The sequence below is a fragment of the Pseudomonas sp. SG20052 genome (assembly GCF_031766055.1).
Taxonomy (GTDB): Bacteria; Pseudomonadota; Gammaproteobacteria; order Pseudomonadales; family Pseudomonadaceae; genus Aquipseudomonas; species Aquipseudomonas mandelii.
Map to the genome: position 1 here is coordinate 6,205,504 of NZ_CP134498.1, position 17,289 is coordinate 6,222,792.

The window sequence follows — 17,289 nt, forward strand, 5'->3', positions numbered from 1 at the left end:
TACCTCCCCCGCCTCTGCCACAATCGCGAACAATTCTCGTTAGTTAACACTTCCCAATCGGTGATGCTGCGTGTCGTCAGTCCAAAGCCCCCAAAGTGAGCTCGTTGGTGCGTTGTATCGCGACCATCGCGGATGGCTATTGGCTTGGCTGCGACGCAATGTGGCCTGCCCACAACGAGCCGAAGACCTGAGTCAGGACACCTTCATGCGCCTGCTCGGCCGTGATGAGCTGAAGGAGCCTCGTGAACCGCGGGCGTTTCTGGTGGCGATCGCCAAGGGCTTGCTGTTCGATTATTTCCGTCGCGCAGCGCTGGAACAGGCCTACCTCACCGAATTGATGCTGATCCCCGAAGGCGAACAACCGTCGGTGGAAGAACAGCAGCTGATCCTCGAAGACCTGAAAAACATCGACCGCCTGCTTGGCAAGCTTTCCAGCAAGGCCCGGGCGGCGTTTCTCTATAACCGCCTCGACGGCCTCGGCCATGCGCAAATCGCCGAGCGTCTGGGCGTGTCAGTGCCTCGGGTTCGCCAATACCTGGCCCAAGGCATTCGTCAGTGCTACATCGCGCTGTACGGTGAGCCGGTATGAGCCCGGCCAGTTCCAAACCGGTATCAGCCCAAGTGCTGGACGCCGCGATTGCCTGGCAATTGTCCCTGGATTCCGGCAGCCCGGTGGAGCGCGAAGAGTTCGCCAAATGGCACGCCGCCCACGAGGAACACGCGCGGGCCTGGCGCCAGCTGGGCATGCTCGACCAGCGTTTCAGCGTCGCCAGCGGCCCGGCGCGCACGGCGTTATTGCAATCGCGCGAAAGCCTTCGCCGGCGGGTGCGCAAGCTCGGCAGTGGCCTGGCCAGCGTCGTCGCAGTAATCGGCTTGGCGCTGTTCGTCGGTGATCGTCATTTGCCCATCGACTATTGGCTGGCCGACCAGCGCACCGCCACCGGCGAACAGCGCATCCTGCGCCTGAGCGACGGCACGCTGATCAACCTCAACACCCACAGCGCGGTGGACGTGCGTTTTGACGAGAAGCAGCGGCTGATCATCCTTCAGGAAGGGGAAATTCTCGTCGAAACCGGTCATGGCGACGCGCGGCCGTTTATCGTCGAAACCCGTGAAGGCAGCCTGCGCGCGCTGGGTACGCGGTTCCTGGTCAAGCGCGAGGACGACGGCACGCGACTGAGCGTGTTGCAGTCCGCGGTGGCCGCCCATCCGCAGTCGAGCCCTGAAGAGCAGATCCTGCGTGAAGGCCAGCAAGTGCTGATGCGCAGCAATGGCCTGGGCCCAATCGTCGCGCTGAACCTCGGCGCCGATGCCTGGACCCGCGGCATGCTGGTGGTGGACAACACACGACTGGAAGACCTGGTGCACGAACTCGGTCGATATCGACGGGGGCATTTGGGCGTTGCGCCGGAGGTGGCTGACCTGCGGATCACCGGTAGCTTCCCCCTGCACGACACCGACAAGGCGCTGAGCGCGCTGCTGCCGACCTTGCCCGTGCAGATCGAACAGCACACGCCGTGGTGGGTGACGGTGGCGAAGGCCGATGCGAAGCCCTGAGGGGTGTTGCGTCTGATCGGCCGCCTTCGCGGGCAAGCCTCGCTCCTACAGGATGTCATCGCTCCACAGGTCGACACAAAACCCGTAGGAGCGAGGCTTGCCCGCGAAGAGGCCGTCCACAACAGCACACATCTAGACTCAGCCCCCTCACTTACTGAATCGAAATTATTTTCATCCAGCCCTATCACTTTGGGATTCTCATTCGGCACCTAGGCAATTGAGAAATATTTCCATTCAGGAGCCGCTGTATGTCCCGTTCGCTAGACACCTTGTTGCGCCCCAGCTTGCTGGCCATCGCCATTGCCCTTTGCGCCCCGCTGGCCAGCAGTCAGCTGATTGCCGCTGAACAGGCGTCCAGCGTTCGCGCCTACAACCTGCCGGCCGCGCCATTGGCCAGCACGCTGAACCAGATCGCCAGCCAGGCGGGCCTCGCGCTATCGTTGAACCCTTCGCTGGCCGCGGGCAAGACCTCAGCGCCGGTCAAGGGCCAGTACGACGCCGCCAGCGCCCTGCGTGAAGCCTTGCGCGGCACCGGTCTGCAACTGGAACAAAGCAACGCCGGCACCTACAGCCTGGCCGCCATCCCCGAGGGGACGCTGGCCCTGCCGGAAACCGCCGTCATCGGTGTTCAAAACACTGAAAGCGCCTGGGGCCCGGTGGAAGGCTACGTCGCCACGCGCACCGCCGCCGGCAGCAAGACCGACACCGCGCTGGTCGAAGCGCCGCGCTCGATATCGGTCGCCACTCGCCAGCAAATGGAAGATCGCAATGTGCAGAACCTCGATGACGCCGTGCGCTACATGCCCGGCATCGTCGCCAGCAGCTACGGCAGCGACACCCGTGCCGACTGGCTGCGGGTCCGGGGCTTTGAGCCGACCCAGTTCCTCGATGGCCTGCCGCTGCCGAAAGGCACCTACGCCAACCCGAAACAGGAAACCTGGAACCTCGATCGCCTCGCCCTGCTGCGCGGCCCGGCGTCGTCGGTGTACGGCCAGACCCCGCCGGGTGGCTTGCTGGACATGGTCAGCCGCCGTCCAAGCGCTGAAGACAGCCACGAGATCCAGCTGCAATACGGCAGCGACAACCAGCGCCAGATCAACTTCGCCAGCACCGGCAAAATTGACGACGAAGGCCAGTTCCTCTATAGCCTGAGCGGCGTGGTGCGCGACAGCGGCACGCAGATCGACCACGTCGACAACAAGCGCTACAACATCGCGCCAAGCCTGACCTGGAACATCGACGAAGACACCCGCTTCACCCTGCTCACGCAATTCACCCGCGACGATACCGGCATCACGAGCCAGTTCCTGCCGGTGCAGGGCACCAAGATCGACATGCCGTTCGGCAAGGTTTCCCATCATAAGAATCTCGGCGACCCGGACTGGGAATACTACGACCGCACCTACTACGCTCTGGGCTATGCGTTCGAACATCGCTTGAACGACGTCTGGCAGTTCAAGCAGAACCTGCGTTACACCAAATCCGATCTGTCGTTCCAGGGGCTCACTGTCGGCTCGTATCCGTTCACCCAGGTGGATAACGAAGGCAACGTCGGGCGCACCAGCACCATCGTCGATGAAGACATCAGCCAGTTCGCCGTGGATAACAATTTCCAGGCTGACTTCGCCACCGGCGATGTCCGTCACACCCTGCTGCTGGGTCTCGACCACCAGCGCAGCAACACCAACTACACCTCGATTTTCGGCGACGGGCTGACCACCAACGTCAACAACCCGATCTATGGCCAGCCCATCGTTCGTCCACCGCGCTCCACCGCGTTCTACGACTACAACCAGAAGACCTATCAGACCGGCCTGTACGTGCAGGATCAAATGGCCCTCGACCAATGGCGCCTGACCGTCGGCGGACGCGAGGATTGGGTCCACACCAGCACCGAGTTCTTCAACAAGGGCGACGCCACCAACACCCAGCGTGACAAGAACTTCAGCGGCAACGCGGCAATCAGCTATGTGTTTGATTCGGGCTTCGTGCCGTACTTGTCGTACGCCGAATCCTTCCAGCCCACCACTGGCGCATCAGCCTCGGCCACCGAATCGTTCAAGCCGACCGAAGGCAAGCAGTGGGAATTGGGCATCAAGTACCAGCCACCGGGCAGCAACACCCTGCTCAGCGCAGCGGTGTATGACCTGACCCAGAAAAACGTCTCGGTCACCACCACCGTCGGCGCCACACCGATCACCAGCCAGACTGGCGAAGTGAAGGTCAGGGGCCTGGAGCTGGAAGCGGTGTCCGACGTGACCGAAAACCTGAAAATCATCGCGGCCTACACCTTGGCCAAATCCGAAGTGCAGAAAGGCGACTACAAGGGCAACCGACTGCAACTGATGCCCAACCAACAAGCTTCGCTGTGGGCCGATTACACCTGGCACACCGGCGTGCTGGATGGCTTCGGCATTGGCGCCGGCGCTCGCTACACCGGCAACACCTACGGCGATCAGGGCAACACCTGGCTGGGCAAGGCCGACGCCTACACCGTGTTCGACGCGGCGGTCCATTACGACCTCGGCCGCCTGGACAACAGCCTGAAAGGCGCGTCCCTGGCACTGAACGCCACCAACCTGCTGGACAAGGACTACATCTCTACCTGTGACAGTTTCTACTGCTACTACGGCGACCAGCGCAGTGTCGTCGCCAGTGCAACTTACAAGTGGTAAATGCCTGAGCTGAACGCTCCAAGACCAAGCCGTCCTTCGGGGACGGCTTTGGTATTTCTGAAGGCCATCAAATGAAAAGTAAAACAATTCGCCGCTGGTCGTTCATCCACACCTGGACCAGCCTGATCTGCACCGTGTTCCTGCTGATGCTGGCGCTGACCGGCCTGCCGTTGATCTTCCACCACGAGATCGACCACCTGCTGGGCGATGCCGCCGAGTTGAAGCAAATGCCGGCGGACACCCCGCAGCTGAATTTGCAGCAGTTGGTGCAGGCGGCGGAAAAACATCGCCCCGGCGAAGTCATGCAGTATTTCGGCTTCGACGAAGAAGAGCCCAACGCCGCGATCGCCATCATGGCGGCCACCGCCGGTACCGAGCCCAATTCGTCGCACACCTTCATGCTCGACGCCCGCACCGGCGAAGCGCTGGAGATGCCGTCGGCCAACGGCGGTTTCATGATGGTGATGCTGCGCCTGCACGTGGACATGTTCGCCGGTCTGCCGGGCAAGTTGTTGCTGGCGTTCATGGGGCTGATGTTTGTCGTGGCCATCATTTCCGGGACGGTGCTGTACCTGCCGTTCATGCGCCGCTTGAAATTCGCCAGCGTGCGCCAGGACAAATCCACTCGCCTGCGCTGGCTCGACCTGCATAACCTGATCGGCGTGGTCACCCTGACCTGGGCACTGGTGGTCGGGGTGACCGGCGTGATCAGTGCCTGCGCCGACCTGCTGATCGCCGCCTGGCGCAACGACGCACTGAGCACGATGATCGCACCCTACCGCGACGCGCCACCGCTGACGCAATTGGCACCCGCGACCCGTTTACTCGACATCGCCAAGGAAGTCGCGCCGGGCATGCAACCCGATTTCATCGCCTTCCCCGGCACGCGGTTTTCCAGCGAACACCATTACGCCGTGTTCATGAAAGGCAGCACCCACCTGACTTCGCACCTGCTGACCCCGGTGTTGATTGACGCCAGCACCCTGCAAGTCACGGCGGTGGCGGAACGACCGTGGTACATGGACGCCATGGGCATGTCGCAACCCCTGCACTTTGGAGATTACGGTGGCATGCCGATGAAAATCCTCTGGGCGACTCTGGATGGGCTGACCATCGTCGTGCTGGGCAGCGGGGTTTATCTGTGGGTAGTGCGGCGCAAGGCGGCAAAACCTGCGCTCGAGCAAGCGGAGGCTCAAGCATGAGGCCACGACAGTCGAACTTCTGGAAGGTCTTCGCCACGCCCACCGTGATCGCGCTGCTCAGTGCCGCGGGGTTGTTCGCCGCGTTGCTGGGCGACGGCGTGTGGGATGCCTTGAGCTGGCTTGGCCTGGGCGTCCCTGCCGTCCTGGCCCTGCGCGGCCTGCTGCAACGCCGCTGATCCTTGTGGGAGCGAGCCTGCTCGCGATGGCGGCCTGACATTCAACAGGGGTGCTGAATGTAAACGACCTCTTCGCGAGCAAGCTCGCCCCCACGATCTTGAGCAATCTCTTGAACGCGCTATGCTGCCCAGCATTGCCCAACTCCGAGACGCTGCCATGTCCGCCCCCAGCATGACCCTGTTCCACAATTCGTTATCGCCCTTCGTCCGCAAAGTCATGGTGCTGCTGCACGAAACCGGTCAGACCGACCGCGTGGCGTTGCAAGACTGCGTGCTCACACCGGTAAGCCCGGATCAGGCGCTCAACGAAGACAACCCGCTGGGCAAGATCCCGGCCCTGCGCCTGGCCGACGGCAACGTCATCCATGACAGCCGGGTGATCCTCGATTACCTCGATCATCAACACGTCGGCAACCCGCTGATCCCCCGCGACGGTTCGGCCCGCTGGCGCCGTTTGACCCTGGCCTCGCTGGCCGACGGGATCATGGACGCGTCGGTGGTGGTTCGGTACGAAGTGGCCCTGCGCGCCCCCGAAAAACAGTGGGACGAATGGCTCGATGGCCAGCGCGACAAGATTCGTCGCGCGCTGGCGCTGTTGGAGAAGGACGCGATTGCCGAGCTGACCAGCCATTTCGATGTGGCGGCGATCAGCGTGGCGTGTGCGCTGGGTTACCTCGACCTGCGCCATCCGGATCTGCAATGGCGCGAGGCGAATCCGCAATTGGCGGCCTGGTATTTTGAGGTGAGTCAGCGGCCGTCGATGGTGGCGACGATGCCGAAGGTTTGAATCTTCGCTGACGGTTCCGGCCTCATCGCGAGCAGGCTCGCTCCCACAGTTGATCGGTGGTGTGCACGAACCTTGTGTTCACTGCAGATCCCATGTGGGACCGAGCCCGCTCACGATGGCACCACACCGGGTCAACAGGAAACAAACCGAATATCCGCGCCACCAACTCTTCCCTCACCCGCTGATCCTCGCGCAACCCCAACGACCGGCTCATTCCACCGCCCCCAGATCAAACGCCAACGGCTTGGCCGGCTTCTGCCCGATCCCGTACCAATCCAGCTTGCGGGTCAGCACCATGAACACGCCGAGCAAGCCGAACAGCAGCAACGAGCCCATCAACAACGCGTAGTCCTCGGCACTCAACAAGCCGTAGAGCAAGCCATACAACGCCGCCAACCCCGCCGAAAAGCTCAAGCCGTGACGCGCGCTTCGCAACACATGGCAGACATAGAACCCGATCAGCAACACGCAGCCGCCGGCCGACAACAGATAAGCCAGGGCAAAACCGATGTGCTCCGACAGCGACAGCAGCAACAGGTAGAAGAATGCCAGCGCAACCCCCACCAATGCGTATTGCACCGGGTGCACCGCCAGGCTTTTCAGCACTTCGAAGAGGAAGAATCCGGCGAAGGTCAGCACGATGAACAGCAGTGCGTATTTGATCGCCCGATCGCTCTTGAGGTATTGGTCCACCGGATCAATGAAACTCACGCCAAAGCTGCGGCCGCTGTACGCCTCGCAGCCACCGCCGGATACGCAACTGCTCAGCGCTTCCTGCAGGTTGGTGGAGAAAAACGAGGTCTGCCAGTTGGCGGTAAACCCCTGATCGGTGACTTCACGCTGGGCCGGCAGGTAGTTGCCGATAAAGCTTGGGTGCGGCCAGTTGGCGCTCAGCGACACCTTGCTGGTCTTGCCCACGGGAAGGATCTGCAACTGACCGGTGCCTTGCAGCCGCAGGTCGAAACCGAAGGTCAATTCCGTGGCTTGCCTGGCATCCAGCGCTGGCAATGTCACGTGTACACCTTCGCCTAACCAGCCCACCTGGGTCCCCGGAACAAAGTCCAGCCGCTGGTCATTGAGTTCGAGTTTCAGGGCGTTTTCGATGCCGCGAATGTCGCTGATACCGACGGCCAGAAACGGCTGGTCGAACTGATAATCGGCAAAATCTTCCTTGATGCCCAGTTGTGCCGGGACCGAGAAATGCCCGCTGATGCGGTTGTCGGCGTGGAACAGGCGCGCCTCGTAAATGCCTCGGGAGCGCAGTTCGGTCTGCACCTGGCCATCGAGTTCGAAGCGTTCCGGGAGGAAATACAGACGACCGCGCTCCTCACCGACTTCCTGATAACGCTGGTTGGTTTTTTCGTTGAGCTTCCAGGTGCGCACCACTTTGCGATACGGCACCACCATCAGCGGCCCGTTCAGTTGCTGGCTGTAGCTGGAGCTGCGGGCAATGTCTTCAAGCACACCGTCGCGCAATTGCTGGCGGTCCTGGATGACGCCGTTGATCATCAGCAACGGAATCAGCAATAGCAGAATCAGAAGGGCGATTGCCCCCAGTTTTAGGGTCAGGCTGCGGTTCATGGGACTCTCCCTGTTTGGATGGGGAGAGTCTGGAATCGGTGTGTGGGGGATTTATGAGGGGAATATGGAGATTGTGTGGAGTCTGGGCCGGCCCCATCGCGAGCAGGCTCGCTCCCACAGTTGATCTGCGGTCCCCCAGCAGGAGTGAGCCTGCTCGCGATGGGCCGCAACTCGGTCCTAAGCCAGGCGCAACCTGACTTCAACACCACCCTCGACATTGCCGATGCTCAATGCCCCACCATGCAGCTTCACCACTTCCTCCACAAAGTTAAGCCCCAACCCGGTGCTCTTGCACCCACTGTCCGGGCGCGGCAGCGAGTAGAAACGTTCGCTCAAACGCGGCAACGCATAGTCGGGAATCGCCTCGGCCTGGTTGAACAACCTGAACTCGATCTGCTCGCCGACCCTCTCGGCGCTGAACCGCAGCAGCCCCTGAGGCGGGGTGAAATCCAAAGCATTCTCCAGCAGATTCCCCAGCGCCTGCCGCAACAGAAACGGCTCGCCATGCAGGGTCATATCCGGCGCGATCCTCTGTTCCACGCGCAACTTTTTTCCTTCGATCCGCGCGGCCTGGGCGTTGAGCAACTCATCCACCAAACCCGCCAACGGCACCGCCACCCGCTCTTCCAGCCCTTGACGCTGTTCGACCTGGGCCAGGTTCAGCAACCGCTCAATCAACTGCTGCATCCGCACACTTTCACTGTCGATGTTGCTGACGAAACGCTGCTGCTGAGCCAACGGCATTTCACCTTGCAGCAGCTCCGCTGCACCGCGAATCGCCGCCAATGGGCTTTTCAATTCATGGGTCAGGGTGTGCACATAACGCTCGACGTAGGCTTTGCCTTCCAGCTGGGTTCGCATCTGTTCCACCGCTGTCGCCAGTTGCTCCAGTTCCCCGCCACGGTAATGCGGCACCTCGACGCGCCGGCCTTCGCTGACAGCCTGAGCATAGGCGGTCAACCGCCGTAGCGCCGCACTCAGCCACCATGACAACAGCGCGCCGAACACCAGGCCCAGGCCGATCAACCCCGCGCCGTAGACCAGCAATCGACGTTCGGTGCGATCAACGTAAGGCTGCAACGAACTGTTGGGCTTGGCCACGGTGACCACGCCGATGATCTGGCCGTTGTCGCGAATTGGCGCGCCGACGTGCATCACCGAAGAGGTCGCATCGTTCGGATCGCTGCGGGTGGAACGTGCGCCGTATTCACCGCGCAACGTCAGGTAGACGTCGTTCCATCGTGAATAGTCCTGCCCCACCGCTGCGCCACTGGAGTCCAGCACCACGAGGCCTTTGGCGTCGGTGACGTAAATCCGGTGGTTGACCTGGTTCTTCGGCAAGCCCCAGATGCTTGCCTTCGGCTGCCGTTCGCCATAGGCCCTGAGCAGCTCGGGCCAGCGGTTCTGGTTGAGGGTGCCGGCCTTGAAATCGTCGCGCAGGATCTCGGCCATCAGGTTGGCGGTGTCGACCAGGGTTTCTTCCGTGGACTGGCGCACCCCTGGGCGGATTTCTTCCATCACGGTGTTGAGCACGAAGTAACCGGTCAGGCCGATAAACAGCACGTAGACCAGGAAAATCCGGATCCCCAACGGCATCAGCTGTGCCCCGGGCTGTAGCTGTAACCGAGGCCGCGATGGGTCTGGATCGGTTCGGCGTCAGCCTTCACCAGACGCAATTTGGCGCGCACGCTTTTGATATGGCTGTCGATGCTGCGCTCGTAACCGGCATCGGCGGCCACGCCCAGCGCATCGAGCAATTGCTCGCGACTGAAGACGCGTTCGGGTTGTTCCAGCAGGCATTGCAGCAGACGGAATTCGTGCCGGGTGAGATTCAATGGTTGATTGCGATAGCTGATCTGCACGCGTTCGCAGTCGACCCGAAACAACGCCGATGAGACTTCGGCCACCGGTCGCGGCGCCATGCGCTTGAGAATCGCCCGGACCCGCGCCGCGACTTCCCGGGGGCTGAACGGCTTGACCACGTAGTCGTCGGCGCCGATTTCCAGGCCCACGACGCGGTCGATTTCTGCGTCACGGGCGCTGAGGAAGATTACCGGCACTTCGCTGAAACGCCGCAGTTGCTTGCAGGTCTCGAAGCCGCTGATGTCTGGCAGGCCGATGTCGAGAATGATCAGGTCGGCCGGGGTCTGGCGCTGATGCTCCAGCGCCGCCGCGCCGAGGCTCAACCAGGTCGTGGTGAACCCCTCGCCCTGCAACGCGAATATCAGGGTGTCGGCAATCGCCGCTTCGTCTTCGACAATCAGGATATGAGGCATGGCGTCCGAGCCCGGCAGTTAAGTGGGCGAACGGTGCCCCAAGCCTCTCGTTCCGTCAATCAGCAGTCGGGTTTGTCGGCAGTGAAACGCCGCGCCGGGTTCACCGCCGCACCGAATTCACGCAAGGCCTTGGCACCGATCAACAGCGGATAGTTGAAGCTGCTGCGATCGGTAAGGTTGACCTCGACAGTGCGCTTGACGTTGCCCAGGCACAGTTCCAGATCGACTACCGGGCGCTTGGTCGGCTCGACGGCTTCCTTGTCATCGTCATCCTCTTCGGAGCGGGTCTTGATCTTGCTGATCCGCGCAACTTTGTGCTCGTAGACCTTGTTGCTCGCATCTTTGGTGGCGAGGCGGAAACGGACCCACTCGTCGCCGTCGCGGGTGAAGGTTTCGATGTCCTTGGCCGACAGCGAGGCCGTCAGGGCGCCGGTGTCCATTTTGGCCTTGAGGACTTCGCCGCCGATTTCCGGCAGCGCAATGTATTCGTAACGCCCGTACAGCGTCGGCTCGGCGGCCAGGACCGGCAGGGCCACGAGAGAAAGCAGTGCAAGGAGGGATTTCACGTAATGGGCATCCTTTGGGAATGGGGGCGCAGTGGCCAAATTCTAGACCGCAAACAATAAAGATAGTTGGACGGCCACCTACCTTTGTGGCGAGGGAGCTTGCTCCCGTTGGGCGGCGAAGCCGCCGTAAATCCATTCAACTCGGTGTTCCTGACACGCCGCTTCACATTAGCTTTTGGGGCCGCTTCGCAGCCCGGCGGGAGCAAGCTCCCTCGCCACAGGTGATCTCATCAGGCGGCAAGCATAACGATGTAAAGGTGAAACATTCGTCACCGCCGATTTGGCCTGCGGCCCGAAGCTGAATATCATGACGCGCCCAAACGCTTTCAAGAGTTACTTATGCGCCGCCTGCTCACCGGCTGTTTCGTTACCCTGCTGCTGTTGCTCAACACCCTGGTCCTGATCGGGCCGCTGATGGTGTTTGCCCTGCTCAAACTGGTCTTGCCTGGTCGCTATCGCGACTACGCCTCATGGGCGGTGATGTGGATCGCCGAAACCTGGGCCGAGATCGACAAGCTGATCTTCAAGTGGTGCATCCCGACCCAGTGGGACATTCGTGGTGGCGAGGGTCTGCGCGTCGATACCTCATACCTGGTGATCAGCAACCATCAATCCTGGGTCGATATCCCGGCGTTGATCCAGGCCCTGAACCGCCGCACGCCGTTCTTCAAGTTCTTCCTCAAGAAGGAGCTGATCTGGGTGCCATTCCTGGGGCTGGCGTGGTGGGCCCTGGATTATCCGTTCATGAAGCGCTACACCAAGGCATTCCTGGCGAAGCACCCTGAGTTGGCCGGCAAGGATCTGGAGATCACCAAAGCGGCGTGCGAGTTGTACAAGCGTCAGCCGGTGACCGTGGTCAATTACCTGGAAGGCACCCGATACACCGCAGCGAAAAGCACTCAGCAGCAGTCACCCTTCACTCACCTGCTCAAGCCCAAGGCCGGCGGCGTGGCGTTTGTCCTGGCGGCAATGGGCGAACAGCTGGATGCCGTGCTTGATGTGACGGTGGTGTATCCGCAGCAGCAGATTCCGGGGTTTTGGGATTTGCTCAGCGGCAACGTGCCGAGGGTCATCATCGACATCAAGACCCGAGAACTCGACCCGGCGCTGTGGCAAGGCGATTACGAAAACGATCCGGTGTTTCGCGAAACGGTCCAGAACTGGGTCAACCAGCTCTGGATCGAGAAGGATCAACGCATCGACGCGTTGCGCGCCGAGCGCCGTTGAATCAACTGCCGGTGCCGGCGCCCCAGATCCCGCCCAGGCTTTCCAGCAACGAGCCACCAACGCCCTGCTGACCGAGGTATTGCAACAGCACCGGGGCAAACTGGCCGATCATGCCGCTGTCCATGCCCAACGCGCTGAAAGCGTTGTTCAGATCGTTGGTGTTCTTCACGGCACCCAAGGCATTGTCCAGACCGGCCGCCTTGCCAGAAGACCCAAGCAGGCCGGCCAGCGCACCCAGCTCACCGCCGCCGGACAACTTGTCGATGCCCGGAACGCTTTTGGCCAGTTCCGAGTAATCGGTCGAGCTCAACTGATTCTTCGCCAGCCCCAGCATCGCTGCGGTGCCACCGACGGCTTGCTCGGGTTTAACGTTCAACTGCGAAGTCAGCGCGCCGAGCAGCCCGGCGGTTTCCTGCGTCGGTGCGGCGGCCGTGGCTGCGTTTCCGCCCTGCATGCTCGAGGCCGCTTTGGTCACATCGTCCAGGCTGAAACCGGCGAAGACCGGGCTGGCCGCGAGGGTCATCAGCGAAGCCAGTGCTAAACCGCGTGAAATCTTCATCCAGACATCCTCTTGCGCCGTGAGAGCCGCCCGTGTGTGGGCGGGAAAACTGCCGATTTGACCGGGGTTTTGGTCGCATTGTTCCATACCAACGTTGCCATTTTTTGTGCTGAAAACATCGCAAATTGACTAACTATAAAAAATACTAGTTTTTGCCACAGATATAAAAAGGTTATTCAATACATCAAGCCATTATAAAAACCTGTCAGATCTGACAGTTGCGACCATTCCACAGCGCAACTTAAGCTTAATTTGTGACAACGGTACCGGGGTATAAACCGCTACATGGCGGCTCGCACCTCTTCGTTTTTGAATACGTAGGAAGCATTGAATATGTCGAACAGACAGGAAGGTACGGTCAAATGGTTCAATGGGGAAAAGGGCTTTGGATTCATCACTCCTCAAGGTGGAGGAGATGATCTTTTCGTGCACTTTAAAGCAATAGAATCAAGCGATTTTAAAAGTCTGAAGGAGGGGCAAACCGTCAGTTTTGTTGCAGAAAAGGGGCAGAAAGGAATGGAGGCTGCGCATGTATGGCCCGATGGTAAAAATCCCGTAGATTATTGAAAACTCTATCAGACCTGCGCTGCCTGCTGGTTAGCGCGGGCCACTCTTATCGGAGATGCAGCGATGAGGCGAAAAACTGAAAAGTGCAATACCTCGGTCATACACGAATCTACTTCGTCGCCATCGAAAAGTCTGGAAATCATAGATCTGGAAATTCAGCCAATTATCTTTTGCATCAACCCTGGGGACTGTCATCCAAAGGTCAGCGATAAGGTGACGTATGACCTAGCCCAAGGCGATAACGGACAATGGCACGCAGAAAACATCATAGTTGTAAGCGACAAAAAGCCTCATTAGACCTTTTTGATCTTTGACAATAGGTCCAGCTTCTCTTGTGCATACCAACTGAAACTGTTGTTTTTTTGGTTACGGTAATTCGCTGGCAATAGGTATCAATGCGACTGCCTATTACGGATAACTAATAAAGACAGGAAAAACTCCATGCGAACAAAAATTATTGCAGCGTTTTAGCAATCCTGACCGTGAGTAACTATACTTACGCAGATACTTGCCCTGAACCCTCATCTATTTACAAAACAAAAAGTGGCTTTGAAGCCAAGGACAAATCCGGCCATATCTGGAAAGGAGAAGATCCGGGACAACCGGTCGATGTTAAGACTCTGGTTTTTGAAGATGCGGCGTATATCACTGAAGACGAAACCGAAAACGGGCCAGTGAAAGTCAGTCAGTTGAGTTGCCGCTACCAAAATCTGGCCTTGTTTCTAGACAATGTAGTCAACTGGAAAGCCGCGGCGCCTGCGAATTGGGACGAATCGAATCGCTGTTATTCTAAACCCAACAATGACTGCTCATTCTCTTTGAGCAATTAGGTGTCACCGGACAGCCATAAAAAAGGGCGACATCTCTGTCGCCCTTCTCCCGTCTTGCGTAACGCTTACGCCGCACTGAACAACTTATGCGGATCAATCACAAACTTCTTCGGCACGCCCGCATCGAACTCGCCATAACCGCGTGGCGCGTCATCAAGGCTGATGACTTCCACGCCAACGATGTCGGCAATGTGAATGCGGTCCCACATGATCGCCTGCATCAGCTGGCGGTTGTACTTCATCACGGGCGTCTGGCCGGTGTGGAAGCTGTGGGATTTGGCCCAGCCCAGGCCGAAGCGGATGCTGAGGCTGCCCATTTTTGCGGCAGCATCGACGGCACCTGGATCTTCGGTCACGTACAGGCCCGGGATACCGATTTTGCCGGCAACCCGTACCACGCCCATCAGCGAGTTGAGCACGGTGGCCGGGGCCTCGTGTTTCACGCCGTCATGGCCGTGGCCGCGTGCTTCGAAGCCTACGGCGTCGACGGCGCAATCCACTTCTGGTTCGCCCAGCAGTGCAGCGATTTGTTCGTGCAGCGGGGTGTCCAGGGACAGGTCGGCGATTTCGAAACCCTGGGCCTTGGCGTGTGCCAGGCGGACGGTGTTGACGTCACCAACAATCACCACCGCCGCGCCCAGCAGGCGGGCGGACGCGGCAGCGGCCAGACCGACAGGGCCGGCGCCAGCGATGTACACGGTGCTGCCTGGGCCAACGCCGGCGGTGACTGCGCCGTGGTAACCGGTCGGCAGGATGTCGGAGAGGCAGGTCAGGTCGCGGATTTTTTCCATCGCGCGATCACGATCAGGCAGTTTCAGCAGGTTGAAGTCGGCATACGGCACCATCGCGTATTCAGCCTGGCCGCCGGTCCAGTCGCCCATGTCGACATAACCGTAAGCACCGCCCGGACGCGCCGGGTTAACGCTCAGGCAAACACCGGTATGCATTTCCTTGCAGGAACGGCAGCGCCCGCAAGCCACGTTGAACGGCACGGAGACCAGATCGCCGATCTGCAGGTTTTCGACGTCGCTGCCCTTCTCGATTACTTCGCCAGTGATTTCATGGCCCAGCACCAGGCCGGTCTGAGCAGTGGTACGGCCGCGCACCATGTGCTGGTCGGAACCACAGATGTTGGTGGAAACCACACGCAGGATGACGGCGTGGTTAATCTTCCTGCCGCGCGGGTCCTGCATTTTCGGATAGTCGATTTTTTGCACCTCGACCTTGCCATTGCCGAGATACACCACACCACGATTGCCAGACATGCTTTCACCTCGCTGTTGTTTTTATGTAGCGGTCGCGTCGCCATGAAGCGGCGGCGCGTTGATTGCTCTGGTTGTTGCCTGTGTGTCTTGTGTTGCCTGATAGGGCCTCTTCGCGAGCAGGCTCGCTCCCACATTTAATCGGGGGTGTACACACGTCTGTGACCAACACAAAACCTGTGGGAGCGAGCCTGCTCGCGAAAGCGAACTAGAGAACGACCGTGCGATTGGCGTTGAGAAACACTCGTCGTTCAATGTGATACCCGACGGCCCGCGCCAGGGTCAGCCCTTCGATATCCCGACCTTTGGCGATCAAGTCTTCCGGGTAATGACTGTGGTCCACCGCCTCCACGCCCTGGGCGATGATCGGGCCTTCGTCCAGGTCGTTGTTGATGTAGTGCGCCGTGGCGCCGACCAGTTTCACGCCCTTGTTGTAGGCTTGGTGATAAGGCTTGGCGCCCTTGAAACCCGGCAGCAACGAGTGATGGATGTTGATCGCCTTGCCGTCGAGTTTGCGGCACAACTCTGGCGACAGGACTTGCATGTAGCGGGCAAGGATCACCAGTTCAGCGCCGGACTCTTCGATCACCTGCCACACCTGACGCTCTTGCGACGGCTTGTCGTTCGGGTCCAGCGGGAAGTGGTAATACGGAATCTGATGCCAGTCGGCCAACGGTTTGAGGTCCGGGTGGTTGGACACCACGGCGGCCACGTCCATCGACAATTGGCCAATACGTTGGCGGTAGAGCAAATCGTTGAGGCAGTGATCGGCCTTGGAGACCATGATCACCACTTTTGGCCGGTAGTTCGGCGGTGTCAGCTCGAAGACCATGCCGAAGGCTTTGCCACGCTCTTCCAGTCCGGCGCGGAAGGCTTGCTCGTCGAAGCCATCGGGCTGGCGGAATTCCACGCGAATGAAGAAACGGCCCGAGAGCCGATCATCGAAGGAATGGTGCTCGGTGACGTAGCAGCCCTGCTCGAACAGAAAGCGGGTCACCGCGTCCACGGTGCCGAGGACGCTTGGGCAGTCGGCGGTCAGAATCCATGTGTCTGGGGCGCGGCTCATAGTGCGGTGACTCCTGCTGCTACAACTGTGATCAGAGATAACTCTGTGGCGAGGGAGCTTGCTCCCGCTGGGTTGCGAAGCGACCCCAAAATCAGCGACCGCATTCACTCAGGAGGAATGCGGGCTCAGGTTTTACGACTGCTGCGCAGCCGAGCGGGAGCAAGCTCCCTCGCCACAGGGGAACGATCATTAAGCCTGGACGCTCAGGCCGTATTCCGCCGCCGCATCCTGCAACCACAACCACCAGTAATCCGAGAAGCTGCGACGGATCAGCAGTTCCCAGGTGTCTTCGGCGGTGTGGCGGATCACCAGTTGCGACTTGGCAAACACGGTGCCGACAGCCTTGCCCACCGGGAAACTGTTGGGGTGCACGTCGTAGCTGGTGGATTTCATCAGCACCTGGCGCACGTTCGGGCCGCTCAGTTCGAGGATCTGCTGGCCACCGCTGACGTTGGTGATCGCGATGTGCAGGTCGCCCAGCGCTTCACGCAGTTTTTGCTCGGCGGCGAATTCTTCACCGGTCGGCACGATCAGCAGCCATTCATCCGGCCCCATCCATTGCAGGCTGGTTTCGCCTTTGACGACGACGGTCAGCGCGGCCGGCAGTTCGATCCCGAGGGCTTTGTGCACGCCAGCGGCGAACGCCGCATCGTGGCCATCACCACGAATGGTCAGGTGGCCGAGGAGTTTTTTCTCACGCACGATCACGCCGGCGCTTTTACGGCCCTTGCCCACCAGGCTGGCGAGGTCGGCATGATGCAGCGACGACTCGGCCTTGGCCCCGGTGGTTGGGCGTTGTTGGTACACATTGGCTGCGGTCATAAAGCACCTTTCCTGAATTCTGTTGGTTCCTGTGGTGGCTGCACTGCCGTCATCGCCAGCAGGCTAGCTCCCACATTTGACCGCGATCTCCTGTGGGAGCGAGCCTGCTCGCGAAGGCGGTAGCAGGCACCCCACA

The 17,289-nt window shown here is 60.1% G+C and carries 17 protein-coding genes; 9 read left to right on the forward strand and 8 right to left on the reverse strand.

Annotated features, from left to right (window positions below; translation table 11 throughout):
• Window positions 1–70 precede the first annotated feature (70 nt).
• From RHP74_RS28575 to RHP74_RS28600, 6 genes are all read left to right on the forward strand, one after another.
• Entirely contained in the window at window positions 71–589 is a 519-nt protein-coding gene (locus tag RHP74_RS28575; protein WP_010467082.1) for an RNA polymerase sigma factor, read from the forward strand.
• Window positions 586–1,557: a FecR family protein gene (locus tag RHP74_RS28580; RefSeq protein WP_311096782.1), complete on the forward strand. Its 972-nt coding sequence runs from the start codon at window positions 586–588 to the stop codon at window positions 1,555–1,557. The genes RHP74_RS28575 and RHP74_RS28580 overlap by 4 nt, the downstream gene beginning before the upstream one ends.
• Window positions 1,558–1,805: 248 nt before the next feature.
• Window positions 1,806–4,232, forward strand: a complete 2,427-nt coding sequence (locus RHP74_RS28585; protein ID WP_311096783.1) for a TonB-dependent siderophore receptor — start codon at window positions 1,806–1,808, stop codon at window positions 4,230–4,232.
• Window positions 4,233–4,303: 71 nt separating this feature from the next.
• Window positions 4,304–5,434 carry a PepSY domain-containing protein gene (locus RHP74_RS28590; protein WP_145309930.1) on the forward strand — a complete coding sequence of 377 codons (1,131 nt, stop codon included), beginning with the start codon at window positions 4,304–4,306 and terminating at the stop codon, window positions 5,432–5,434.
• The gene (locus tag RHP74_RS28595) at window positions 5,431–5,610 is read left to right on the forward strand and encodes a hypothetical protein (protein ID WP_010467072.1); all 180 of its coding nucleotides are present in this window, start codon (window positions 5,431–5,433) and stop codon (window positions 5,608–5,610) included. Before RHP74_RS28590 ends, RHP74_RS28595 begins: the two co-directional genes overlap by 4 nt.
• 157 nt (window positions 5,611–5,767) lie before the next feature.
• Window positions 5,768–6,397, forward strand: coding sequence for a glutathione S-transferase (locus tag RHP74_RS28600; protein ID WP_010467070.1), 630 nt, complete (start codon window positions 5,768–5,770; stop codon window positions 6,395–6,397).
• A 210-nt stretch (window positions 6,398–6,607) separates the two neighbouring features.
• Here the strand turns inward: RHP74_RS28600 and creD are convergent, their stop codons facing one another.
• From creD to RHP74_RS28620, 4 genes are all read right to left on the reverse strand, one after another.
• A complete protein-coding gene (gene creD, locus RHP74_RS28605; protein WP_172791841.1) occupies window positions 6,608–7,978 on the reverse strand; it encodes a cell envelope integrity protein CreD in 1,371 nt (456 codons plus the stop codon).
• Window positions 7,979–8,155: 177 nt separating this feature from the next.
• A complete protein-coding gene (gene creC, locus RHP74_RS28610; RefSeq protein WP_311096784.1) occupies window positions 8,156–9,574 on the reverse strand; it encodes a two-component system sensor histidine kinase CreC in 1,419 nt (472 codons plus the stop codon).
• Window positions 9,574–10,254 carry a two-component system response regulator CreB gene (gene creB, locus RHP74_RS28615; protein ID WP_010467062.1) on the reverse strand — a complete coding sequence of 227 codons (681 nt, stop codon included), beginning with the start codon at window positions 10,252–10,254 and terminating at the stop codon, window positions 9,574–9,576. The genes creC and creB overlap by 1 nt, the downstream gene beginning before the upstream one ends.
• 59 nt (window positions 10,255–10,313) lie before the next feature.
• Complete coding sequence (locus RHP74_RS28620; protein ID WP_010467060.1) at window positions 10,314–10,820, reverse strand: ATP-dependent zinc protease; 507 nt, start codon at window positions 10,818–10,820, stop codon at window positions 10,314–10,316.
• Window positions 10,821–11,159: 339 nt separating this feature from the next.
• Here RHP74_RS28620 and RHP74_RS28625 point away from each other — a divergent pair, with 339 nt between their 5' ends.
• Complete coding sequence (locus tag RHP74_RS28625) at window positions 11,160–12,047, forward strand: acyltransferase (protein WP_077747280.1); 888 nt, start codon at window positions 11,160–11,162, stop codon at window positions 12,045–12,047.
• A 1-nt stretch (window position 12,048) separates the two neighbouring features.
• On the opposite strand, the gene RHP74_RS28630 is transcribed toward RHP74_RS28625, so the two are convergent.
• A complete protein-coding gene (locus tag RHP74_RS28630; protein WP_311096785.1) occupies window positions 12,049–12,606 on the reverse strand; it encodes a DUF2780 domain-containing protein in 558 nt (185 codons plus the stop codon).
• A gap of 333 nt (window positions 12,607–12,939) precedes the next feature.
• On the opposite strand from RHP74_RS28630, the gene RHP74_RS28635 reads away from it, so the two are divergent.
• Together RHP74_RS28635 and RHP74_RS28640 are read left to right on the forward strand one after the other, a co-directional pair.
• Window positions 12,940–13,173 carry a cold-shock protein gene (locus RHP74_RS28635; protein ID WP_311096786.1) on the forward strand — a complete coding sequence of 78 codons (234 nt, stop codon included), beginning with the start codon at window positions 12,940–12,942 and terminating at the stop codon, window positions 13,171–13,173.
• 482 nt (window positions 13,174–13,655) lie between these two features.
• Window positions 13,656–14,003: a DUF3757 domain-containing protein gene (locus RHP74_RS28640; protein WP_311096787.1), complete on the forward strand. Its 348-nt coding sequence runs from the start codon at window positions 13,656–13,658 to the stop codon at window positions 14,001–14,003.
• Window positions 14,004–14,068: 65 nt separating this feature from the next.
• Here RHP74_RS28640 and fdhA read toward each other — a convergent pair whose 3' ends face one another.
• The 3 genes from fdhA to RHP74_RS28655 form a co-directional block, all read right to left on the reverse strand.
• Window positions 14,069–15,268, reverse strand: a complete 1,200-nt coding sequence (fdhA, locus tag RHP74_RS28645; RefSeq protein WP_077747277.1) for a formaldehyde dehydrogenase, glutathione-independent — start codon at window positions 15,266–15,268, stop codon at window positions 14,069–14,071.
• A 205-nt stretch (window positions 15,269–15,473) separates the two neighbouring features.
• The gene (gene purU, locus RHP74_RS28650) at window positions 15,474–16,331 is read right to left on the reverse strand and encodes a formyltetrahydrofolate deformylase (protein WP_010467046.1); all 858 of its coding nucleotides are present in this window, start codon (window positions 16,329–16,331) and stop codon (window positions 15,474–15,476) included.
• A gap of 189 nt (window positions 16,332–16,520) precedes the next feature.
• Window positions 16,521–17,153 (reverse strand): sarcosine oxidase subunit gamma, encoded by a 633-nt coding sequence (locus RHP74_RS28655; protein ID WP_010467044.1) that lies wholly within the window; start codon window positions 17,151–17,153, stop codon window positions 16,521–16,523.
• Window positions 17,154–17,289 lie beyond the last annotated feature (136 nt).